Source organism: Kitasatospora sp. NPDC048662 (assembly GCF_055587065.1).
Window position 1 is genome coordinate 171127 of the sequence record NZ_JBVJHA010000013.1, and the last position, 22402, is coordinate 193528.

Here is a 22402-nt window from a genome sequence, read left to right on the forward strand (position 1 = left end):
TCAGGGTGGGCATCCGCAGCCGAAAGCCACCACCGCGACGGGTCAGCTGCCACCGGTCACCTTCCGCATGAGCTCGACGAACTTCTCGAACGGCAGTGGCGACGCCGTGCCTTGCGCGTAGACGGCGTAGCGCTGCGCCATGAACTCCATTTCCCGCTCGGCCCGCCTAGCCTCCACCCGATCCAGCTCATGCACGACGCGCTGCTCCACCCGTCCTCGCTCGTACAGGACGAACGCGTCCATCCCGCCCGCACCGTCGTCGCCTCCAGCACCTTCCGCAGGGTCGTCCCCTTCCTGCCCGTCACCCTGGAAGGAGGCGGCCTCGATGGGCGGGGCGTCCAGCAGCAGAGCCGGGTCCATGTCGTTGTCCGCGCACAGCGCCTCCAGGTGGTCCTCCAGGCCGAGTTCGGCGTGGCAGACCACGTCCAGGTACTGCTTGTCCGGCGGGCACGCCCGGGTGGCGCAGCACACGGACACCGCGTCCGATGAACTGGTAGAACTCGCCGAAACTGCCGTAGGGGCGGATCGGCACGACAACGGTGATAGGCGGGAAGTCGTAGCCCTGGCCGAGCATCCGCAACTGCACGATGCCCTGAAGGTCCCCGGAGTCGGAAGGTGGTCTCCCTGCTCGCCGGTGGCGGAAGCCGCGGCGACGAGGCACGCGCCAGGTTCCTGCGCGAGGCACGGATCACCGCCCGACTGCAGCACCCCAATATCGTGACGATCCACGACCTCGGCGAGCACGGTGCCGGGGACAGTAAAGTCCCCTTCCTCGTGATGGAGTTGGTCCGTGGCGAGGGCCTGGACGCGATGCTGCGCCGAGGCGCCCTCGCGCCGCCGGTCGCGGCCCGGTGGGGCGCGCAGATATGCGATGCGCTTTCCGATGCGCACAGCGCCGGGATCATGCACCGGGACATCAAGCCGTCGAACATCCTCATCGCACCTTCCGGCATCGTGAAGGTGCTCGATTTCGGCGTCGCAAGGGCGGCCGACCCCTACGCGACTGCGGACCGTCTAACCCAGACCGGCTTCATCGTCGGCACGCCCCCGTACATGGCGCCCGAACAGGCGCGTGGCTTCCCGGAGCCGCGCAGCGACCTGTACGCGCTCGGCTGCCTGCTCTTCGAGCTGATCACAGGTCGGCTGCCGTTCCAGGCCCCCGATACCGTGGGCTTCCTCTCGGCGCACCTCACCCAGGAACCACCCGCACCAAGCTCGGTGTCCGCGGGCATCCCTCCGGCCTGGGACGACCTCGTGCTCACCCTGCTGCACAAGGACCCCACCCAGCGATACCCGAACGCCGGTGCCCTCGCCCAGGCACTGCGGCAACTCGACCGTGCACCCGAGCCCACGCCGCCAGCAGCCGAGTTCACCCCGTTCCCCACAACAATGCCCGCCACGGTTCTGCTCACACCCGCAGTCTCCGCCCCCGGGTCGAGCATAGTATCCCCGCAGCCGGGTGCGGCATCGGCAAATGCCCTGGCGCACCTCCACGGAACGCCTCTGAGCCTGGACCGCGCGACGCGGTTCGGCCTCCCGGTAAGCCTGTTCTTGCTCTACACCCTGCTGGCCCCTTACGAGTTCATGCCCGTGGGCCGCCGCGTGTTCCTCTTCGCCCTGATAACTACCTGGGTGCTGACGGCAGTACTCACACCCCGCTCCAGCGGCCTGACGCGGGGAGCGGGGTACGCGGCCACGGTACTCATCGCCGCGGGCCTCGTGGTGGAGGTGATCGAAAAATGGGGTGGCTGGTACGACGGTTTCTTGTACGACAAGCCTGTCCCTGTCCAGCTGCTCTTCGACGCAGGGTTTGTCGTGACCATCGCGGCGTACTGCTACCGCGATATCACAACCCGGCGGGCGCGGTCGGTCCGCGATTCCCAGGCAGCTCCACAGCAGATGTAGATTGTGATCTATAGCGCGTCGCCGCTGGTCAGCCGGGGTGGGGTGGACGCGGGAATGGGTGCGGCCGCCGCGATCATGATCGTCTGTGACAACAAATCCGGACGCGGCGGCCACGGTAGCGCAAGAGGTGTGGCGGGACGGCTTCGGGGAGGTGATGGGCCTGGTGGCGGGCTGCTTCCCGCGCCGGGAGACGCGGCAGACCTTCGGGGAGATGACCAAGGCGATGCTGATGGGCGTGGAGCGGGCGAACTGCTGGACGCTGGCCGAGGCGCTCGGCCACTGCGGCCCGCACCGCTTGCAGCACTTCCTGGCCCGCGCGGTGTGGGATCACGACGCCGTGCGCGACCGCTTGGCCAGTTGGACCGTGGGCCATCTCGCCGACGACTACGCCGTGCTGGTGATCGATGAGACGGGGGACGAGAAGTCGTCCACGGACGCGGTCGGCGCCGCACGCCAGTACTCCGGCGCGCTGGGCGGGATCGGCCTGTGCCAAGTCTCCGTCCACCTGACGTACGCGAGCGCCGCCGGACACGCCCTGGTCGACCGGGCCTTGTACCTGACGAAGGACTGGGCGGTCGACGACGAACGCCGCGAGCTGACCGGCGTGCCGGATGAGCTGGCCTTTGCTACCAAGCCCCAACTGGCCGCCACGATGCTGCAACGCGCCCGCAATGCCGGGTTGCCCGCCCGCTGGGTGGCCTCCGACGAGGTCTACGGCGGACGCGAACTGCGGTGCCGGATACGCGAGCTGGGCTACGACTATGCGATCGCCGTCCCCGCCGGCCACCCAGTGACCACCCCGGCGGGCCGGTTCACCGCCACCACCCTCCTGGCCAAGCTACCCCGCCGGGCCTGGCAACGGCTTCGGACCGGACATGGCACCAAGGGCGACCGCCACTACGACTGGGCGATGATCGACATCAACCCGGACGACACCCCACCCGGATACGACCCGGGACACAGCGTCCTGCTCATCCGCCGCCACCGCTACACCCGCGAACTGTCCTTCTACCACTGCCACTCCACCACCCCTGTCGCTCTGGCCAACCTCGTGGCCGTGGTCTGCACGAGGTGGCGCATCGAGGAGGACTTCCGCGCCGCGAAGTCCCTGACCAGACTCGACCAAGGGCAAGTGACCTGCTGGAACTCCTGGATGCGCTGGAGCCTGATCAGCCTGGTCGCCGCCGCTCTCCTGGCCGCGGCTCTCGCCCGGAGCCGCCCCACCAACTCGTCATCCGAGACTGAGCTGATCCCCCTCACACGGCCCGAACTCCTTGTCCTACTCCGGGCCGCCGTCCTGCCCGCGCCATGCCGGGACCTGGTACACATCCTGCGCTGGTCACACTGGCGACGCCGTCACCAGCACCGCGCAGCCGCCTCTCACCGCCGTTGGAACGAGGTCACCGCAGCCGCCAGCACATACCAACCACAAAGATCACGATCTACAGCTGCCGTGTCAGTGGGCACGCATGGAGTCGACCCCAAGCATCGCTATCCGGGCCGGCGCTGCCCGGTCCGGAGCCAAGGGCGAGCCGCCATCCTTGGCGGATTCCTTGACTGCCGTCCCGGACACCCTGATGGATCCGTTGCACATTTTGGTGACTTCCCCGGGCACATCAGGGGCGGGACGGCCGTGACGGTGGCGCCAAGTCCGGTGATTTCCACGGAAGTCGGTGAAAGGGCGTGGAGCTCTTGGCACGATGGTTCCATGGACGTCACAGCGGGTGCGGGGGCGCGGCTCCTGCGGGTCACGGTGGCCGATGACCATGATGCGCTGCAATCGTTGTTCGACTGGCTGAGGCTGGAGGACGGCCTGCGCGGGCGGCTACGCCTGGAGGCATCGCACGGCGGGACCGGCGGCGAGATGGGCGGTCTGCTGGACGTGCTCACCGTTGCGCTGGGGTCGGGCGGAGCAGGGGCGGTTTTCGCCAACTCGCTTTCCGCGTGGTTCAGCCAGCGCCGCGCCAACGTGAGAGTCATCGTCACGGGACCGGGCGGGCGAAGCGTCGAGGCGGACGCGCAAGTGGCGAAGGACGACGTGCCCGGGCTGATGAGGGAGATCGCCCGGCTGGCCGACGGACCGGAGCAGCAGGAGTGAGCCGCTTCCCGGACCCCGCGCGCTCGCGCGCCGTGCTGATCGGTGTCGACTCCTTTCCGGAGGCGCCCGACCTCGCCGACCTGCCGTCGGTACGGGGAAACGTCGTGGGTCTGCGGCGGCGCCTGACGGATGTCCGGACGGGGGTGCTGGAAGCGGGGAACTGCACGGTGGTCGCTCCGTTGGCGTCGGTCGTGGACATCGGCCGCGCGGTGGGTCGGGCGGCCGCCGAGGCCTCGGACATGCTGCTGGTCTACTACGCCGGGCATGGTCTGGTGGACGACCGGGGCCGGCTGCACCTGGCAACGAGTGCCACGCGGGCCGGCGCGCCGAAGTACAGCGCGCTGGCTGTCGACCTGCTGCGCGAGGACCTCGGCGCCAGCGGCGCAGCGGCCCGGGTCCTGATCCTGGACTGCTGCTTCTCCGGCCGCGCCATCGACGTGATGGCCGGTGAGGAGGGCGTGGTGGATGGCCAGTTGTCCATCGCGGGCACCTACACAATGACGTCCACCAGCGCGACCACGCCGTCCTACGCGCCGGCCGGGGAGCGATACACCGCGTTCACCGGGGCGCTGCTGGCGGCGCTGGACAGCGTGGAGCCGCTCACTCTCGACGAGGTGTACCGCAGTGTCGCGGCGGACCTCGGTTCCCGAGGGCTGCCGCGGCCGCGGCAGCGGGCGACGGACACCGCTGCGGCACTGTCCCTGGCCCGTGGCCGGATGGATCGGGCCGATACACCACAAGACCCCGCGCGACGGCCCGAGTCGGCGCTGCAGGTACCTGAACGTCTCCGCCGCATCCGGGAATGCCTTGGCACCACTACGCCCGCGACAGTTCTCGACCGCACGGCAGGGTCATCCTTGCCTGACCGTGCCATGGAGCTGGCAGGTCCCACACGGCAGCTGCCTGAACGTCGCGGGCCCTTCAGTATGTCCTGGACCGGCGAGGAACCTCTACCCGACTACGCCGTGGAGGTAGGCAAGCTGGGCTGGAAGGCAATGGCGATCATGGCGTCGGTCTCGGTGCTGGTGGCTGTAGTAACCCTCTCAATGGCACCGGGATATCAATTTGAATTCTCGCCCGGCAAGGAGGAGATGACTCCAGGTCCCGCCCTTCTCCTCACAGGGATACTCGCCGCCATCGCGGCCGTAGGCTTGGCAGTTCCGGCAGCCGGCCGGGCGTGGGGTGAGCGTCTACGCAACGACAGAACGGGCTGGGCACTCCATGTAGGACCGAACCACATACAGACCGTCAGTGCCGCAGGGCGGCGCGAGTACACCTGGGATCGGATCGAGCACGTCACTGTCGAGGAGATCCATCCCACATACGGCAACCTCGCGGAGATCACGGGCTCAGCCGCGCACCTGTACGTCGGTGTCCACATCAGGCCCCGGAACGAAGACGAACTGACCGTTTCGACCCCGGCGGGATGGCCCTACCCGTGGCTCGGCTCAGTCGCGGGTCGTGAGGACGGCCTGCTCCCCATCTGCGTTCTCGGGCCAATGACCGAGCAGCAGCGCACAGCGCTCGCCGATGCCTTCACCCGATACGGCGGCCGACGATGGGACCCATCCGCTGCGTAAAGAACTCTTCCCCGTCAGTAGATCAACTGGTCCTGCCGCGCGTAGAACCGGAGACCGAGTTCCTGTTGCCGGGTGGCCGGCGCAAAATGCGCCCGGATGCGGTGCTCCAGGCTCCGGAGGTCGGGGTGCCGGTGTTGATGGTCGAGGTCGACCGCTCGACCATGGCGCCGGAGCGGGTGGCGGCGAAGTTCACCGCCTACCGCGAGCTGTTCCGCACCAAGGTGAAGAGCACCGACCCCGCGCTGGCCGGCCGGGAGCCGGTTATGGGGTGGTGGTGGGGGTGGGGGTTGGGGTGATGCCGGGCCTGGAGTTTCGCGGGTTGGTTGAGAGGGTTTTGGATCGGGGCGGGGCCGCGCTGTTGGGTTCTGGTGGGTGTGTGGTGTTGCCAGCGGAGGGGTTTGTGGGTGCTGGGCTGGTGGTTTCGCGGGTGTGGTGAGGGAGTTGCTGTTCCTTCGAGACGTTTTCTGGGTGTTGCGGGTGTGGTGAGAGCCCCGCAGGTGACCTGTTTCAGTTGGTGTCGCCGGTGTGGGTGCGTGCTGTCCGGAGGGCGGTGCGGCGCGGTGATGGCGTGCTGGGTCGTGTCTGGGTGTGGTGGTGGATCCATGTCCGCAGGGGGTCGTTGTCGGACGGGTTCAGGTGGGGGAGTCCGAGCTGGGTGGCGGTGTGGTGGAGGAACGCGGCGTGGGCGGGGTGGGTGTGGCGGCGGGGGCTGTCCCCGTTGGGGGCGTCGAGTACGCGGTGGTGGTGGAGGGCGCGGGCGAGGGTGACGGTTTCGGGGTAGGTGACGGCGTCCCGGGCGAGGAGTGCCCATGAGGTGCGCGGTGTGAGACGGGGGTTGGTGGCGGCGAGGGTGCTGGTGCGCCGGTGCCAGCGCCTGGCGAGGTGTTGCTGGTGGTCGTACCAGCGGGTGGTGATGGTCTGGGCCCAGCTCCAGGCGAGGTCCGCGCCGTGCCGGCGTTGCAGGCGTTGGTGGGCGCGTTGTGCGCGCTCGAGTTCGGGAAGCGCGGCGGTGTTGAGGAAGTGGCCGTGTTCGCCTGTGGTGGGCCAGGTGTGGTGGCGGGTGCACAGGCGCTGGTGTTCGGGGGGGGGTAGGCCCAGGCTGTGTGGGTGGCGCCGCGGGTGTGGTGCAGGACGCAGGCGGGGCAGGCGGGGATGGGTGGTTGCCGGTGGCGTGCGGTGTGCTGCCAGGTGATGTGGGGCAGTTCGTGGCCGCTGCCGGGCCGGGCCGGGCGGGTGTGGGCGACGGGTTCCCAGTGGGGCAGGGCGCGGGCGAGGTGGGGGTGGGGGATGCGGGCGAGGGTGGCGATGCGGACCTGGGCGGCGCGGTTGGGGTGGAGTTCGGCGCCGGGCACGGCGGCGAGGCTTCTGCCTTGCGCGTCGACGGCGATCGCGAGGGCGTCGAGGAGCTGGGGCAGGCTCTGCCGGTAGGCGTGTGCCAGGCGGGTGAGGTAGGAGGCGGTGCTCTCGCGCGGCAGGGGCCGTACGCGCTGGCAGCCGGGGGCGAGGGGCGGGGCGTACAGCATGACCGTCATCGCCGGGCGGTGGTGCGCGCGGGGGTGTGGGGGCGGTACTGCTCTTCGGCGAGGTGGTCGAGGTCGATGTCCTCCAGGACGGCGCGGGTGATGCGTTCGGTGCCGTCCAGGACGGTGGTGATGGCGGCTTGGCGCACGAGGCGCGAGAGCCTGCCGATCCTGCCGCCGGTGCGGGCGTGGAGGTAGCCGGCCAGGCGGGGCAGTGTGCCGGGGCGGTGGTGGTCGAGGTCGAGGGCGTTGTCCATGGCGGCGGCCAGGTCGCGGAACGGTTCGCGGGTGCCGTGGCGGAGCGGGAGTGCGCCGGTGTCGATGAGGCTGGCGCGGGCGGCGAGCTGTTGTCCGCGCACGCCGGTGAACAGCGGGGTGTCGGTGACGTCGATGCCGGAGTAGAGGAACGTCGCCCGGATGCGTTCGGTGAGGTCTTTGAGGAGGTCGGCGGCGTCGGCGCCGGTGCTGGTGCGGGGGTTGACGCGGTGGATCTCGTCGATGAGGACGAGGCGTACGCGGGCGGCGGCGTAGGTGTGGCAGACGGCGGTGGTGATCTGGGCCTGGGTCATCCGGGAGGTGACGGGGATGCCGAGGTAGCGGGCGAACTCGGCGGCGAGGGTCTTGGCGGTGGCGCCCGGCGGCACCAGGATGTACGCGACCGGCACGGTGTCCCGGCTCGCATCCGCGCCGGCGCGGGCGTGCGAGGCCAGGTGGCAGGCGCGCCCGATGTGCAGGATGGCGGTGGTCTTGCCGCACGCGGCCGGCCCGGTGACGATCAGCGAGGGCCGGGCGGTGGTGTCCTGGTGGCGCCCCAGGACCATCAGGGTGCGCACGGTGCGCGAGACCTTGTCGATGGCGGGAGTCTGCACGGGCACGAACCTGGAGTGGTAGGCAAGCTTGTCCTCCACGCTGCGCGCCGGCGCGCCGGGGGTGGGCGGGGCGGGCACGGGTGTGTCGACGAACCGCTGGAAGCCGTCCCAGGTCGAGCACTCGTACGCCCAGTCGTCCTGCGGCGAGTCCGGCGCCGGCCCGGGTCCGGTGCTGCTCGCCGCCCACGGGATCGCCGGCGCCGGCGGTGCCGCGTGCGATGGCCCGGCGGCCTCACGCGCGCCCGGGTCGCCTGGCGCCGGGACGGGCCGTACGGTCCTGCCCGGCCTGGCCGCCCTGCGGTGTTCAGAACCGCCTGGCACGGTGTCGTTCGTGCTGCGCCTCACCACTGTTCGGCCTTCAGACGGGCGTTGTAGAGGGGGAAGCCGGTCTCGGGCTCCTCGTCGCCGAGTTCGTCCATGTCCGTGTTCGCCTCCGCGTCGTCCAGGGAATCGGCCCAGGGCTGCCACGGGTTGGAGCCGTCGTCCCGCTCGAAGTGCCGTAGGCCGGTGGCCTGCTGCGGCACCGAGCCCGTGCCCTCTTCTTGGCGCGCGTTCTTCCAGCCGGGGTCCGTTCCGCTCGCCGCCCCCGCTTCCACGGTGGCGGTGGTGATGGTGTCGAGTGCGTCGGCCGGGCGGCGGGTCGCCCAGCGGCATGCCGAACCCGCATGTCCCCGAAGTAACTCGCCGCAGAACTCCATTTCAAGTATTGGGCCTACCTTGGGATGTGAATAAATCTAATATTTTGGAATCAATCACCCCATATGCGTGCAATGCAAGTGCGGGCTTTACCTACTCGCCGTAACGAACTAATATTCTCCGAGTGATCGCGGCAGCGGGCAAGCCGGCTGTGCAGGGCAACCGCATCACGATGGACGACTGTCGCGCGCTCGCGCCCTCAGCACGTCCGGGCGCAGCGCCTACCCGGGTGGGGAAATGGGGTCGGCGACTCCACTCGCCCATTCTCAAGGAGGGGAAAATGGGTTCTTCGATCGCCCAGATTCTGGGCGGAAAGATCGGTAAGGCTGCCGCTGTCGTGGCGCTGGCCGCCGCGGCCATCACTCTGACGGCGCCGACGTCGAGCGCCTCCAACGAGGCGGACTGGACCGAGGGGTGCCGAGGCTACTGGTACACGACGTCCGGCCACGGCTACTGCGACTCCGCGTCGAACTTCCCGAGCTACACCTACTTCACGCTGTACGCCTGCGACTATGAAGTCGACCCGCAGCACAGGAGCCACCTCTACGACGGCTACCAGGGCAAGTACGACACCAACGAGTGCACGTTCAAAATCACCAACACGCACGTCTCCCTGCTGATCTGAAATAGGGTGGGCCCGCCGATCCGGTGGGCCCACCCCCGCGTTTATGGGGAACCATTTTTATGACGACTGATCCTGTCGCCAGGCTAGCAGCTGTGGCGCAAGGGTACGGAACCCGGGAAATCATCAGGAATCTCGACCTTTCCATACTGCCCGGGGTGACTGGACTGCTCGGCCCGAATGGAGCCGGGAAAACGACGCTTTTCCGCACCCTTGCGACGATCGCGCCGCCGCGCAGCGGGGAGGTGGAACTCTTCGGCAGAACGATCGCCGGCGAACGCGACGCCCGATGGGCGCGACGCCGGATCGGATACCTCCCTCAGGACTTCGGCTACTACCCGGCCTTCTCCGTCACGGACTTCGTCCGCTACTGCGCCTGGCTGCGCGAAGTGCCCTCCAAGGAGGCCGACGCCGCGACTCGGGACGCGGTGAACGCCGTCGGGCTGGCCGACCGTTCCCGCGACCGTATGAAGTCGCTGTCCGGAGGCATGCTTCGCAGGGCCGGCATCGCCGCGGCCATCGTCGGGTCTCCCTCTCTGCTGCTGCTCGACGAACCCACCGTCGGTCTCGACCCCGCCCAGCGCCTCGACTTCCGCAACCTCATCCGCTCACTCGCCGGAGCGGGAGCAGCCGTGGTGCTGAGCACGCACCTAGTAGAGGACGTTGGCGCGGCCTGCGACACCGTCCTGGTCCTGAACGAGGGCCGCATCGTCCACACCGGAACGCCCCGGCAGTTGGCCGACTCTGCCGCGCCGGCCGCCCCGGGCGACAGCCCGCTGGAACGCGGCTACATGACCGTCCTGGACACTGCCAGGCCCTCCGGAGGCGTCCCGTGCTGAAGGCCTACCGCATCGAACTGCGGCGCTCGCCCCTGCTCATCGCCTTCCCGCTGATGGTCGGCGTGGACCTGCTGGTGCTCTTCGGGCGCTCCCGGTACTGGATCGGGGTCTGGCCGGAGGCGAGCGTGGCCGCGCAGGTCGTCACCCTCTTCCTCGGTCCCGTGCTCGCCGGCGTCTCCGCCTGGCAGGCCGGACGCTCCTCACGGGCGGGGATGCCCGAATTCCTGCTGGCCGCCGCACGGCCGGGCTGGCGCATCGAGGCCGCCCGGCTCGCCGCCAGTCTCACCCTGGGCTTCCTCGCCTACGGGGTCGGATGCCTCACCGCCGCGGCCGTCTCGTTCGGCGACGCCGGACCGGGCTTCCTGTGGCCGTCCTACCTGCTGGTGGGCGCTGCGACCCTCATCATCTTCGCCTCAGTCGGGCACCTGGCCGGCCGCTGGTGGCCCTCCCCCGGCTTCACGCCCGTCGTGTCCGCGCTCGGCTGCTTCATCAGCATGCTCGTACTGCCGTTCAAGTTCAACGTCCTGGCCGGCCCCCCGGACCTTGAACTGCGGCCGGTTCCGGTCGTCCTGCGCCTCGCCTTCGCGACCGCTCTCGCCGCCCTCGCCGTCACTGCCCCGCCCCTTCGCATCCGCAACAGGTCACCGAGACACTCCACACCGTGGCACCTGCGCACCGCGGCCGTCGTGGCGGCCGTCTGCTCCCTTGCCGCGACGGCCGCCCTGCCCGCAGCCGGCGAACTGCGAACGGAGCGCCCCGGTACGGCAGTTGAGCCGCTGTGCGACCGGGCCGACGGGAACGCGCCGCGCGTCTGCGTGTGGCCCGAACACCGCAAGTACCTGCCGGAGATCGTCCTGATGGCCCAGCGACTCGGCCGGACCTCCCAACCCTGGGTCCAAGTCCCGGGCGAGTTCTACGAGTTCGGCCTCCGTCGTACCTATCTCGGCGACCGCGGCTTCGACATCACCGAAGGCCACGTCCGCACCGCGGCCATCGCCATGGCCGACCAGACCTTCGCCGCCTCCTTCGGACGGTGCCGGATTCCTCGCCGCGAAGAACGGGCGTGGCAGGCACTGGACAGCCTCCACCTCTGGCTCGAATACCGCATGATGGGCCAGGACCCGGCCACCGCCGACGACGGCCTCCACGTCCAAGGGATCTGGACCGCACAGAAAGAGGCGACCGCCGCCATGCGAATGCCGGCCGCCGAACAGCAGAACTGGATCGACCAGGAGCGAGCCCACCTCCTCCGTGACCCTTCCTGGTGCACACCTGATGACCGCCACTGACCTCCTGCGCTACGCACGGATCCACCGGTGCACGGCCGTCCTCGTCGGCGCGGCGGCCGTCGCCGTGCTGTCGGCGGTCTTCGGGGGCACCCGGATCGCGATCCCGTCCATCGGCAGCGGAGGCGTCACGACCGGGATCCCGTTCCGGCGCGAACTCCCGATGCTGTCGGCCGTGTTCCTGACGGCGGCACTGGACAGCGCGATGGCGCGGCACGAGGAGATGGGAACCGCCGCCATGCACCGCCTCCGCGCCGTGTACTGCACAGGCCTCGCCCTGCTGGTGTGCGGGTTTTCCTTCGGCGCCGAGGCCCTCGCGATCGGCCCCGGTGCCGGCGCCGTGTTCGTGCGGTCGCTGCTGCTCTGGCTCGGACTCGCCCTGGCGTCCGTCAGATTGCTCGGCCACCAACTGGGTTGGGCCGTTCCGCTGGCCTCGACGCTGCTGCTGATCTGGTACCCGCACACGTGGTGGGACTGGACCACCGCGCCAGCAGGCAGCCTCCCCGGCTGGGTCGCCGCCGTGCTCGTGCTGGCCCTGGGCAGCGGCGCGGTGGCGGCAACTCCGTGGCGGATGAGGTCCGCGAGCAGGCGCAGTGGCACCAGATCCGGCCGTCGCTGGTGAGCGTACCGCGACCGACAAGGTCGAAGTGGTTCCCCTTTGCCCCGCTGCCCGGTTCTTCGGGTTCGCCGGGCGGGCCGAGGCAGTACCGTCTTGATATGGACGGTGTCCTCGCCAATGGTTGGGGGCTCGTCCGGTCCGTTGGCACCCTCAAGTACCGTGATCTGCCGTTCGAGGCCAGTGAGGTTAGCGGTGCGGTACATGGTGACGACGCCGTCTACGACTAGTACTGCAACGGTGCTTATCCTGGCGAGGCTTCGGCTCTTGGGCTGTGGCCTCGTCTCTTGTGGTGGCTGGTCCGGGCCTGCTGTTGGCGTCGGCGGCGCCATCCGGACCAGTGCAGGACGTGGTCGGTTCTGTGGTGAGCAGGCCGGGTGAGGTGGGCGATAAGCCGACGTATCTCGGGGAGGGTAAGCGGGATCAGGTCTGACGTTCGAGCGGGTCTTGCCCCTTTTCGAGGTGCTGGGCCCGCAGGACGGTCAGGTAGGCGTGGGCGGCCATGGCGATGACCCCGTACCGGCCATGACGAGCAGCGGCACCGCAAGCGAGCCGGTCCGCGTGCGGGTGTGCGCGGTGCTGGTCCACGACGGTCGGGTGTGTCTGATTCGGCGCCAGCGCCCGGCCGGAGTACAGCTCTCCTTCCCCGGCGGCGTGGTCGAAGGCGGCGAAGAACCCGAGACTGCGCTGGGCCGGGAGCTGCTCGAGGAGCTCGGCCTCGATCTGGTGGTGCTGCCCGCGCCGCCGGTGCTGTGTTTCGTCCAGGACCAGGTGACCGAGCGGCCGGGCGAGACCACGTCGTTCCGGCGTCGGTACCTGGTCTTCACCGCCCACCTGCCCGACCACCTGGTGGAGGCCGTCGCCCTGGTCGAGCAGGACGACCCCGACCAGGCGCCGGTGGTGTGGCTGCCGGCGGCCGACGCGGCCGGCCTCCACCTGTACCCGGACATCGGCGCCGTCCTCCACCAGGCCGTCCAGCCCGACGCCACCGTGGGCGGCCCGGTGCTGCTCCCGGTGATGACCGGCGCGTCCTACCAGTGGCGCTGACCGGCGGGGTGATGTTCGGGAAACCGGCCGCGCCGGCGGGTGCGGCGCGCCATAGTGCGTGAGTGACAGCGACTCCCGCCCGCCTGGACCTGCCCGCCCGCCGGCGCCGCCACGCCCGGCTGATCGCCGCCCTCACCATCACGGTCGGCGCCTGCGCCTCGGCAGCGCAGGCGCTGTACCAGCCGGTCGCCGACGCCCCGCCCGGACAGAAAGTGGTCGTGGTGGACCCCTCCCGGTGGTCTACCTCGGCCACACGGCCGCCCCGCTGCTGGAGGCGGCCCGGGCCGAGGACGAGGTCCGGTGGCCGGCCGCAGTCGCCCGGGAGCGGGAGCAGGCCGAGCGGACCAGCGCCGCGCGGGTGGCGCTGGCGCGGGCACAGGAGATCGTGGAGGAGCCCGGACTGTCCTGGCCCGTTCCGCTGCCGACCGCGGAGCAGGGCGCGGTCATCGACCTGGCAGGCGCCGGTGACGAGGTCGCCGAGCTGTGGCGTGACGATCCGGCGAAGGCCGCCGGCCTGGTGCGCGAGCTGGCGGCGTGCGGGGAGTTCACGGCGGCCGAAGTTCTGGACGCCGCGGTCGACGCGGCCGTCGGTGCCGCGCTCCTGGCCCTGGCCGACGCGGGCGCCGCGCCTGATCCGAGCATGATGGCCGAGCAGTGCCTGGGAGCCGTCCCGTACTTGGTGCTCGCCGTGGCCCTGGCATCCGCTGACCTCGACTGAGCGGCAGGCCACCCGCGGCTCCCGCCCGCCGCCTACAGCTCGCTCCACCCGCACGGCCGCTCGCCCGTGCCGCTGAGTGGGTGCCAGATGGGTGCGGACGGTCCGTGCTGGAGGAGGTCTTCGAGGCGGGCGGCGCCGGCCGGGACGGTGGTGAGCATCTCGGCGACGGCCGGGTTCTCCTCGGTGGCGAGGCGCAGGTCCGCCACCGCGCCGCGTACTCCGGCGGCCGCCGTGCCGACCAGAACGACCAGCAGCCGGGGGAAGGACCGCCAGCGCCGTTCCCATGCCCGCCCTGCCGCGCCCTCGCCCGCTTGCTCCCACACCCGCGCGCAGGCGGCCAGCTGCGCCGCGGTCTGCTCGTCTCCGGCCCCGGGGCGGTGGCGTTCGATGAACGCCCGCAGCCGGTGGCGCTCCTCGCCGGTGCCGGCGGTGTAGGCGAGCTCGGCGGCGGGCCGGTACACCCCGCCGCCGGCGGGCAGCTCCGGGGCGGGGAGGAGGTCGAGCGGGCCGCAGGCCTCTCCGCGCTCCCGGGCGTCGGTGACGAAGGCGGCGTGGATCCGGCCGACGTCGAGCAGGTGCTCGCGACCGTGCCTCACGGCGAACTGCTCGCCGTCCAGCGTCTGGGCGTCCGTGCGGCGGGCCTCGGGGAAGGTGGCCGCCACCGCTGCGCCTTGGGCGGTGAGGTGCCAGGCCTTCGCCCGGCCGGCCTGCGGCAGGGTCATGAAGTCGGCCAAGCCGTCGGTGTGCAGGCGGGTCAGCCGCTTCTGGGTCTGCTTGATCCCGGCGGTGCCGCCGTGCAGCTGGTGGAGCTGCTCGGCGGTCGCCAGCGTGAAGCGGTGAAGCGTGACCAGGACGTCGTGGTCGGTCTCCAGATCCCCGTGCACGAAGGTGCTCCCTCATTCCGAAGCGCGGGCTTGTCCCGTGCTCGGAGAATGGAACCCCACGAAACTCACCGGATTTCTCACCATCAAGGTTGGTAGGCCATAACGATTCGATAACTTTCGGTATCAAGGTATCCCGCGCTCTTACCGGTCCGAAATGCGGTCCGTAATCCAGTCCGCCAACCGGTCCCGACCTCGGGGCCCTCGTCGGACTGATCGGCACGCCTCTGACCTGCTGGGATGACCATCAAGGTTGCCCGGTGAGTTTCCTTGACGGCCCACCAAGGAAACTCACCAATGCCTTGGTGGCCCTGGTGAGTTTGCCGGACCGATTCCGTTCCCCCTGCCGTTTCCCCCTCCGCTGCCCCTACCGGCCACCTCGGGCCCGAGAGACGAATCCGCCCAGCTCAGCGCCAGAATCCGGGCCACCACCGCATTCTGACAACCCTCTTCTCCCGTCTTTCTGCTTTTGGTTTTGGTTTGTGGTTGTGGCGTTGTCGGTTGGTCGGTTCGGGTTGTTGCACCTGCCGTGGGCCTTTCCTTTTCTCGCGTCCGGCTGGTACCGGCCGCTCGCTGGTCGGGGGCGGCGGCGGGGCCGGAACAGGGTGGTGGGAGAGGGCGCGGCACGCGGGCCAACAACGGGCTTGGCGGCTGTCAGGAGCGCCGGATATCCCTCAGAGGCAGCCAGCCGACCACGACCACCAGGAGAAGCCCGTGAGCACCCGTCAGAGCCTCGCCCAACCCGACGACAACGACGACCAGGCCGACGCCGTCGAGCCCGCCGGTCCGGCCCGGCCGGGACGGACCGCGTACCGGCGCGGCGCGGCCAACCCGAACGGCTCGACCACCGCCATGCGGGCCGATGTCCTTGGCGCGCTCGGCGTCCTCAAGGTCGCCACGGCCGATCAGGTCCAGCGGCTGCTGCGCCCGGGGGCGGCGTCGAACAAGGCGATCCGGCAGGCGCTCGGTGACCTCGCGCTGCACGGCCTGGTCGCCTCCGACGGCAACACCCGGGATCGCCACAAGACGTGGCGGCTGGAAGGCACGGCCGGGCTGGACGCGGCTGCCGCCGTGCTCGGGATGGTCCGGTCGGAGATGGGCGGTACCGCTCGGGGCGCAGGCCGCTCCGGCGCCCAGCACGCGATGGCCGTCAACGAGACGATCACCGCGTTCGTCCTCGGCGGCACCGCGCCCGAAGCCGCAGGCGGGGTCGGCACCGTGACCGACTGGGCGACCGAGGTGGAGTTCCTGCTGCCGGGCGGCCGGCGCAAGGTGCGCCCGGACGGTGTGTGGCGGGCCCCGGAGGTCGGGGTGCCGGTGCTGATGGTGGAGGTCGACCGTTCGACCATGGCCCCGGAGCGGGTCGCCGCGAAGTTTTCCCGGTACCGCGAGCTGTTCCGCACCAGGGTCCGCGACAACGATCCGGCCCGCTCCGGCCGGGAGCCGGCCGATCGGATGGTGCACTGGTGGCGTCGTACCTGGCCCGGCCACACCCGGCCGGGGTACCCGCCGGTCGCGCTGGTCGTCACCGACGCCGGACCCCTCGCGCTGGAGGGCCGGCAGCAGGCTGTCGCGGAGCTGTCCGCCGACTGCTGGCGCGGCCGGTGGTGCAGGGAGGTCCGTGACTACAACGACGACGGGTGGCGCGAGTACGACGACGCCGTGCCCATCGTCGCGACCACCCTGGAGCTGCTGGCCGAGTACGGGCCGCTCGGGCCGGTGTGGTGGCGTTTCGGCCGCTCGGGCCGGCACCCCCTCATCGAGGCGCTGGACAACCCGAACAACCGGGCCGCCTACGACCTGCGCCAGGCCGCCCGCGAAGACGAGCAGCAGCGGGTCCACCAGGAGCTGATGGACTCCCTGGCCTGCATCGACTGCGGCCAGGTTCCCGAGGAGGAGAGCACCTGGGAGTACGGCCGCCAGGGACAGGTCGAGTGGACCCGCCGCCCCGGCGGCCGCTGCTGGCTCTGCCACCAGGACCGGAAGGAGCGCTTGGAACGGGAGGCCGAAGAACAGCTGGAGGCCGCCCGCACGGCGAATGCCGCGCTGCGCCTGTGCTGGACGTGTCGGGGCTCGATCGGGGGGAAGGCGGGCTCGGAGCTGGAGCTGACCGAGAAAGCTGGCCCGGACCGGCTGGAGTGCCCGCGGTGCGTCAGCGATCGGGAGACGGGCGAACTGGGCCCGCTGGTGCTGCCCGCCCCGACCAGGCGCGAGCAAGTCGCCGCCCTGCTCTCCGCCCCGGACGATCCGTGGTGGGAGGACCGGGTGCTGCACGCCAAGCTCCACCCGCCCAAGGACCGAGCAGCATGAGAATCCGACCGCCTCGGCCCTGGCCACCAGCCGAAGACGGCACCTCGGGCGGGCCTTGGTCGTTGGGCAGTGGCGTGGAGTGGACTTCTCGTCTCAAGGCGTTGAGCGATGCCGTCGATGCAAGGAAGCGGGCGATCGCCGAGGTACGCCTGGCCGACGCCCACGGGGTGGAGCTGACCGCCCAGGCCGTCGCGGCCGGGGCGCAGGGCGCGTCCCTGGCCCGGGTACTGGCGCTTGCACCCCTGCTGGTCTCGGAGCGTCCTCCCGCCCGCTCCGAGAAGCGCGGTATCCCCGTCCCCGAGAGCATGCAGGACAAGACGGGGACGCGCCGCTACACCGAGCAGGAACTCCGCACCTGGCTGGCAGCCTGGACGGTGCAGTCCGGGACCGAGGCTTTGGCGCTGCCCGAGCAACAGTCCGAGGAGCCCGCCGCCGTGGCAGGAGAGCAGCGGTGACCATCGACGAGGCGGTCCGGGCCGAGCTGGAATCGGCCCGAGCCCTGCGCGCACCGCTGCTGGCCATTGCCCGCCCGTTCCCGGTACCCGGTGGGAGCTGGCACATCACCGCATTGGACACCACGACCAGTCGATACCGTTGGACCTTCCCCAGCGGCAGCCCGCACTGGAATCCCGACCCGATCGAGGACCTCATCCAGGAGCGCGGCTACACCTCCCGTGCTTGGGCGACCCGCGAAGAGTGGTCCGCACCCCTACCCGGCTTCCGCTGTACCGCCCTGTTTCTCGACCCGGGGGAGTGAATTCCTGACCTCTCGGCAGCGGCCCGAACCGCTGACCGCCTACTTCCAACGGATGCCGAGTTCGGGCGGTCGGGGGGCGCTTGGCCCGGGCGGTAGGGATGGTGTGGCGGCGGTTGCGGCTGTTGGCACCCAGCGGCGCGCCGACCTCGACCCGCGCACCGGCGAACTGCGCCACCCCTGATGAGGATCTCGGAAAACGGCCAGGGCTACTCACAATTCCCCACTCCATCTGACCTTCAACTGAGTGGGGAGTTCCGGTGAGCGGCAGTTGCCTGGGGTTGCGGCAGTTCTTCTCCAGGTCGTGCACTTGATGCCCATGCAGGCACATGCCGATCGCACCCGAGCGGGCACGGGATGGTGGCTGTGCCCCTGATACTGAGGTACATCCGAGTCAGCGGCCCTCCGGCGGCTAGTGCGAGCGAGACCTTGGTGCTGTCCCGAGGTCGGGCATGGGCCAGCTGAACCGCTGGCCGTGGACCAGCCGTCCTACGGTGCTCGCCAGGCCGTAGGTGCGGGCGAACCACGGCACCGTGTCGAGGACCTTGTCCGCGTCGGCGGTGACGAAGGCATCGACCATGGCCCGCAGGGAGTCCGGGGCGGGGGTGTCGGTGAGGCAGAGCCAGGCGAGTGCGGCCGCGACGCGGGCGTCCGTCGGCTGGTGCGGGTCGGGCCACAAGGCACCGAGCCAGGCGGTGACCGCGGGGTCGGGGTGGTTTCGAGCGAGTTCCGCGCAAGCCAGGATGAGCGCGGCGCGGACCGAGGGGACCTCCTCGATGGCCAGCCGGGCTCGCAGGACACCGGTGACGAGGCCGGCATGGTTCAGCGTGGTTGCGAGCACGTCGGCGGCCGCGGTCCGCACATCCGGGGCCGGATCGTCGAGTAGCGGTAGGAGGAGGTTGGTGTCGGCGGTGATGGCCAGGCGTGAGGCTTCGATGGTCCAGGTCATCAAGTAGCCGTCGCAGGAGAAGTGCAAGCCGGGTTGGACGGTGACCAGGAAGGAGCCGCGGGTGGCCCCGTAGTCGCCGTGGCGGGCCACCGAGGCGGCCAGGTCCAGGGTTTGGGCGCGGCACGGTGTCTCTGGGACGACGCCCAGGCGCAGCAGGAACGGGACGAGCAGCGGGGCGCTGGCGTTGACCTGGTAGTCCGTGAACAGATGGCAGGACAGGCCGGCCAGCGCATGGCGGGCCGTCTCGGGATCGGCGGAGCAGGCCTGCACGAGCAGGTGCTTGACCTGTAGGCCCTTACCTGGGGGGTGGCCCAGCAGGAAACGTTCCCAGGGGACCTCGTCCAGCAGGAAGCCGTCCTTAACCTGCTGGGGCATCTGGGCGAGGACCGTTCGCGAGTCCAGCCCAGTGCCCTCGTATGCCTCCACCGGGTTCATCCGCAGCTGGTCCCACACCGGCTCGTCGCTTGTCACGTCTGCTCCTTTTGAAGATCAACAGCCATGCGAACCATCCGGTACCGACAGGGGCCCACGGTGGCGATTCCACCAGGCGCTCCGGCGGACCCAGGCCAGCAGGCAGGCCGGGTGCCGGCAGTGGTAGCAGGAGAAACCCGGGCCTCGCCACCGACGTCGTCCAGGCCGCCGGGCACATCCGCCGCTGGCCTCTCCCGACTGGCGCGCAGGTCAGCACGCCGCAGGGTGGGGAATCGCGCGAGCAGGTCTGAGGAACACCCGAGCGTGGGGTGGGGAAATCCAGAGAGCCTCATCACCCCACCCCACCTGGCACCGCCGACCTCCTGCTTCTCCTGCTGCGCCGCTGGCCTCCTGCGCCTCGATGCAATGGACGAGCACGACGGCCCCGACCGGGAGCGGCGGAACTACCAGCTCACGGCCAGGCCGAAGAACGGCTGGAGGCCGCCCGCGTGGCCAACGCCGCGCTGCGCCCGTGCTGGATGTGCCGGGGTTCGATCGGGGGGAAGGAGGGCTCGAAGCTGGAGCTGCGGGTGAAGGCCCGGCCGGGACCGGTTGGAGTGCCCCGACTGCGTACAGGCCCGCGCCGCAAAGGACTTGGGCCCGCTGGTGCTGCCGGTCCCGACCAAGCGCGAGCTGGTGGCCGCGCTGGTCTCCGTCCCGGCCGATCCGTGGTGGGAGGACCGGGTGCTGCACGCCAAGCTCTACCCGGCGAGGGGCCGTCGGGTGTGACCTGTTGGTTGTGGGGGGCGTGTTTTGGCCTCTCTCGCTGGGTTGTCTGGACCTTTGGTTGTGCCTGTTTGGGTGGTGGTGGGGTGGGTGTTCGGGGTGGGGTTTGGTGACTGTGTGTGGTGATGGGTGGGGTTGGGGGTCGGGTCGGGCCGGTTGGGGGGTCGGTCTGGTGTTGTGGGTTGTTTTCGGGGCTGAATTCCGCCATTAATTCGATTGGGTTGTTTTGGTGGATTGGCCGCCGGGTGGTGGTGTGAATTCGGGTTGGAATTGCTGGGTGGGGGTGGTGGCGGGGGTTGGTGTTCGATTTGGTGGGGGTCGGGCCCGGTGTGGTCCGGGCCTGCTGTGCCCTGCTCGGCCGCCGCCGTCCAGGCCGTGCCCGCCCTTCCTGCCGTCCCGGGTGGCCGTGCCCGCGTCGCTGCGCCGCCGTCCCGGGCCTGCTGCGCCCCCTTCTCCGGTCGCCACTGTCTGGGCCGGGCCTGCCGTTCCCGGTGGCCGTGCCCGTGTCCGCCTTGCTGTGTCCTGTCGGCTTGCTGCGGTCAGTTGTTCGGCACTGGGCGGGCACCTTTCGTCGGTCTGGTCGTTGACCGTGGCATGGATGAGGACGGGTGGGACGAGTACCTGGACCCCGACGACGATCGGCCGCTCCCGCGCTGCGGCGAGTGTGGGCGGAACTGGGGCACGCCGCAGGGTGTGACATCGCCCGGGAGGAGGCCAGCGACTGGCCACTATGAGCTCCCGAGGCTGACCCGGTCGTCCTGGCCGGCCGTCGGTCCCGGCCCCGCCGCTCGGGCCGCCGCCCGCCGCTGCGTCCTTCGCCAGACGGCTGGGTGGCCGTCAGGCCGTCCTGGCGCGGTTCTGGTGGTGGGTGGGGGTTGTCGCGTGTGCTGTCGCGTTGCCTGTCGCGTGGTGTGTTGTCGCGTGTTGTGACGTGGGCGGATACCCCTGTCCCCCTGTGTGTGGTGGGGGCGCGACAGGTGGGTGCGACAGAGGGCCGGGGCGGGGCCGCGGCTGCTGCTCGGTGGTGTCGACGACCGCCAGGTGCTGGCGGTCCTGGCCGCCGTCCGAGGCGGTGGGGAACGGCCGGGACGGCGGCCGCCGGGAAGGCCGGCCTTGTCGGCGGGCTTGGTCCTGGTGGTGGTGCTCGGCGGCGGGTGGCCGGTGGCGGGGTGGCCGGTGCGGGGTGCAACGCGGGGCTGTGTTGCGGGTCTGACCAGGTGTTATGTGGCCGGGGGCGGGGGCGGGTGGGCGTGTTGCACCTTGTGTCGCACCGGGCTGTGCCGGTTGGTCGGCCTCGGTGGCTCCCCGCCGCCCGGCGCTGCGCCCCGCTGGAACCGTTGCTGGGCCCCCGGCCGCCGTCCTGGCCGGCCGCCAGGCCGTCCCGCTGCGCCGGTCTCGGCCGTCCGGCCGCTGTGCCCGTGTCCGCCCTGGCCGCCCTGGCCGCCCGGTGCCGCGCCCCGCTGCGCCCAGTCCTTGTCCGGTATTCGGTTCGGTGTCGCCGTTCCGGGAATTGCTCGGGTGTCGCTGGGTGGGATTTCCTGGGCGGTCTGGAAGGGCGGTCGCCGTGTCGGATGCGAGGGCCGTAGGCCCCTTTCCGAGGTGCCCGAATTCGATTCCCTGCCGCTGCGCCTCGAAAAGGGTTCGGATTGCCGCCTGAAAATGAGCGGAAGGGAATTCCTATTCCCACCTGGAGTGCGGTCGGATAGAGCCGTGATGGACGGCCTTCGCGAGGTTGCCTGTTCGCATCCGGCACTCGCCAGGGAACTGGTAGGACAGAGCCGTTCGGAAGCCGGGGAAACGCTCCCGGATTCGCTGCTGATTCCGATTGGGAGTGTGCGGTTGAGGGCACGTCAGGGCCCGCCGTCCGGGCCGTTCGTGAGGGGCCGTCACCGGGGCTGGGGAGGCCCGGGCCGGGCGGGTGGCCCGGAGGCTGCTCCCGAGGGCCGCAGGCCCGCCCCGGGGGCGGAGGATGGGCCGTCAGCCCAGCAACCAGGCGGCGGACCGCCCCCTGGCCGGGACCGGGGGAGGGCCCCCGGGGGTGAGGTTGTGGCCGATACCGGAAGTCCGCGACACATCGTCAACGCCGAGGGCCGCAGGCCCCGGCCGGCACCCCGCCCGTCCGGAGGGATGGGCCACTACCCGAATTCCGCGTCACATCGTCAACGCTCACCCCCCGGGCGTAGCCCGGGAAACCCTGCCAGGAAGCCGGCCCGTAGGGCCGTGAAAAAATCAGCCCAACAAGACCGGAAAGCCGACCGATTGACGGGCCGTAGGCCCGGGGAAAAGCCACCGGATAGGCGGAGCGCAGCGACGCCCGACGCCCACCACCAATCACCCGAGCAAGCCCTCGAATTCGCCACCGGCGAATACCCCCCACCACCCACCCACCCGCCGAGGCGCAGCCGAGGCCAACGCCACGCACGGTGACGGCGCAGCAGTCACCCCCCGGCTGACGCCGCGTCAGCGGCGTTGCTCCCGCGCTAGCGGGAGCTCAAGCCGTAGGCTTCCGCCCCCC

20 protein-coding genes and 1 pseudogene are annotated in these 22402 nt (G+C 70.6%); 16 read left to right on the top strand and 5 right to left on the bottom strand.

Translation table 11 applies throughout. From position 1 onward, the window contains the following. Nucleotides 1–42: 42 nt before the first annotated feature. Nucleotides 43–471, bottom strand: coding sequence for a hypothetical protein (locus ACZ6R9_RS28550; RefSeq protein WP_465541235.1), 429 nt, complete (start codon nt 469–471; stop codon nt 43–45). 144 nt (nt 472–615) lie between these two features. Between ACZ6R9_RS28550 and ACZ6R9_RS28555 the strand changes: the two genes are divergently transcribed. The 6 genes and pseudogenes from ACZ6R9_RS28555 (at nt 616) to ACZ6R9_RS28580 (ending at nt 6396) form a co-directional block, all read left to right on the top strand. Next, nucleotides 616–1905, top strand: coding sequence for a serine/threonine-protein kinase (locus ACZ6R9_RS28555; protein ID WP_465541237.1), 1290 nt, complete (start codon nt 616–618; stop codon nt 1903–1905). An 85-nt stretch (nt 1906–1990) separates the two neighbouring features. Then, nucleotides 1991–3325, top strand: a pseudogene (locus tag ACZ6R9_RS28560) (IS701 family transposase); the annotation flags it as partial. A 288-nt stretch (nt 3326–3613) separates the two neighbouring features. Continuing rightward, complete coding sequence (locus tag ACZ6R9_RS28565; RefSeq protein WP_465541281.1) at nt 3614–4003, top strand: effector-associated constant component EACC1; 390 nt, start codon at nt 3614–3616, stop codon at nt 4001–4003. Beyond that, nucleotides 4000–5583 carry a caspase family protein gene (locus tag ACZ6R9_RS28570; protein WP_465541239.1) on the top strand — a complete coding sequence of 528 codons (1584 nt, stop codon included), beginning with the start codon at nt 4000–4002 and terminating at the stop codon, nt 5581–5583. Before ACZ6R9_RS28565 ends, ACZ6R9_RS28570 begins: the two co-directional genes overlap by 4 nt. A gap of 86 nt (nt 5584–5669) precedes the next feature. After that, nucleotides 5670–5879: a replication-relaxation family protein gene (locus ACZ6R9_RS28575; protein ID WP_465541241.1), complete on the top strand. Its 210-nt coding sequence runs from the start codon at nt 5670–5672 to the stop codon at nt 5877–5879. 340 nt (nt 5880–6219) lie between these two features. Beyond that, a complete protein-coding gene (locus ACZ6R9_RS28580; protein ID WP_465541243.1) occupies nt 6220–6396 on the top strand; it encodes a hypothetical protein in 177 nt (58 codons plus the stop codon). 715 nt (nt 6397–7111) lie between these two features. On the opposite strand, the gene ACZ6R9_RS28585 is transcribed toward ACZ6R9_RS28580, so the two are convergent. Together ACZ6R9_RS28585 and ACZ6R9_RS28590 are read right to left on the bottom strand one after the other, a co-directional pair. Next, nucleotides 7112–8011, bottom strand: coding sequence for a TniB family NTP-binding protein (locus ACZ6R9_RS28585; RefSeq protein WP_465541245.1), 900 nt, complete (start codon nt 8009–8011; stop codon nt 7112–7114). 302 nt (nt 8012–8313) lie between these two features. Further along, the gene (locus tag ACZ6R9_RS28590) at nt 8314–8670 is read right to left on the bottom strand and encodes a hypothetical protein (RefSeq protein ID WP_465541247.1); all 357 of its coding nucleotides are present in this window, start codon (nt 8668–8670) and stop codon (nt 8314–8316) included. A gap of 278 nt (nt 8671–8948) precedes the next feature. Between ACZ6R9_RS28590 and ACZ6R9_RS28595 the strand changes: the two genes are divergently transcribed. The 6 genes from ACZ6R9_RS28595 to ACZ6R9_RS28620 all read left to right on the top strand — a co-directional run bounded on the left by ACZ6R9_RS28595 (nt 8949) and on the right by ACZ6R9_RS28620 (nt 13796). Beyond that, nucleotides 8949–9293, top strand: a complete 345-nt coding sequence (locus ACZ6R9_RS28595; RefSeq protein ID WP_465541249.1) for a hypothetical protein — start codon at nt 8949–8951, stop codon at nt 9291–9293. A gap of 59 nt (nt 9294–9352) precedes the next feature. Then, on the top strand, nt 9353–10129 hold the full coding sequence (locus ACZ6R9_RS28600; protein ID WP_465541251.1) for an ATP-binding cassette domain-containing protein: 777 nt from the start codon (nt 9353–9355) through the stop codon (nt 10127–10129). Then, the gene (locus ACZ6R9_RS28605; protein ID WP_465541253.1) at nt 10123–11418 is read left to right on the top strand and encodes an ABC transporter permease; all 1296 of its coding nucleotides are present in this window, start codon (nt 10123–10125) and stop codon (nt 11416–11418) included. The genes ACZ6R9_RS28600 and ACZ6R9_RS28605 overlap by 7 nt, the downstream gene beginning before the upstream one ends. Further along, nucleotides 11405–12037 (top strand): hypothetical protein, encoded by a 633-nt coding sequence (locus ACZ6R9_RS28610; RefSeq protein ID WP_465541255.1) that lies wholly within the window; start codon nt 11405–11407, stop codon nt 12035–12037. Before ACZ6R9_RS28605 ends, ACZ6R9_RS28610 begins: the two co-directional genes overlap by 14 nt. 519 nt (nt 12038–12556) lie before the next feature. Further along, complete coding sequence (locus ACZ6R9_RS28615) at nt 12557–13078, top strand: NUDIX domain-containing protein (protein WP_465541257.1); 522 nt, start codon at nt 12557–12559, stop codon at nt 13076–13078. A 235-nt stretch (nt 13079–13313) separates the two neighbouring features. After that, a complete protein-coding gene (locus tag ACZ6R9_RS28620; protein WP_465541259.1) occupies nt 13314–13796 on the top strand; it encodes a hypothetical protein in 483 nt (160 codons plus the stop codon). A gap of 32 nt (nt 13797–13828) precedes the next feature. Here ACZ6R9_RS28620 and ACZ6R9_RS28625 read toward each other — a convergent pair whose 3' ends face one another. Beyond that, nucleotides 13829–14680 carry a replication-relaxation family protein gene (locus tag ACZ6R9_RS28625; RefSeq protein WP_465541261.1) on the bottom strand — a complete coding sequence of 284 codons (852 nt, stop codon included), beginning with the start codon at nt 14678–14680 and terminating at the stop codon, nt 13829–13831. 711 nt (nt 14681–15391) lie between these two features. On the opposite strand from ACZ6R9_RS28625, the gene ACZ6R9_RS28630 reads away from it, so the two are divergent. The 3 genes from ACZ6R9_RS28630 to ACZ6R9_RS28640 all read left to right on the top strand — a co-directional run bounded on the left by ACZ6R9_RS28630 (nt 15392) and on the right by ACZ6R9_RS28640 (nt 17744). Next, complete coding sequence (locus ACZ6R9_RS28630; protein ID WP_465541263.1) at nt 15392–16987, top strand: replication-relaxation family protein; 1596 nt, start codon at nt 15392–15394, stop codon at nt 16985–16987. Between the two features lie 101 nt (nt 16988–17088). Beyond that, nucleotides 17089–17442, top strand: a complete 354-nt coding sequence (locus tag ACZ6R9_RS28635) for a hypothetical protein (protein ID WP_465541265.1) — start codon at nt 17089–17091, stop codon at nt 17440–17442. Beyond that, a complete protein-coding gene (locus ACZ6R9_RS28640) occupies nt 17439–17744 on the top strand; it encodes a hypothetical protein (RefSeq protein WP_465541267.1) in 306 nt (101 codons plus the stop codon). Before ACZ6R9_RS28635 ends, ACZ6R9_RS28640 begins: the two co-directional genes overlap by 4 nt. Before the next feature lie 409 nt (nt 17745–18153). Here ACZ6R9_RS28640 and ACZ6R9_RS28645 read toward each other — a convergent pair whose 3' ends face one another. After that, nucleotides 18154–19161, bottom strand: coding sequence for a hypothetical protein (locus tag ACZ6R9_RS28645; protein ID WP_465541269.1), 1008 nt, complete (start codon nt 19159–19161; stop codon nt 18154–18156). A 606-nt stretch (nt 19162–19767) separates the two neighbouring features. Between ACZ6R9_RS28645 and ACZ6R9_RS28650 the strand changes: the two genes are divergently transcribed. After that, nucleotides 19768–19890, top strand: coding sequence for a hypothetical protein (locus ACZ6R9_RS28650; RefSeq protein ID WP_465541271.1), 123 nt, complete (start codon nt 19768–19770; stop codon nt 19888–19890). The last annotated feature ends 2512 nt before the right edge of the window (nt 19891–22402 follow it).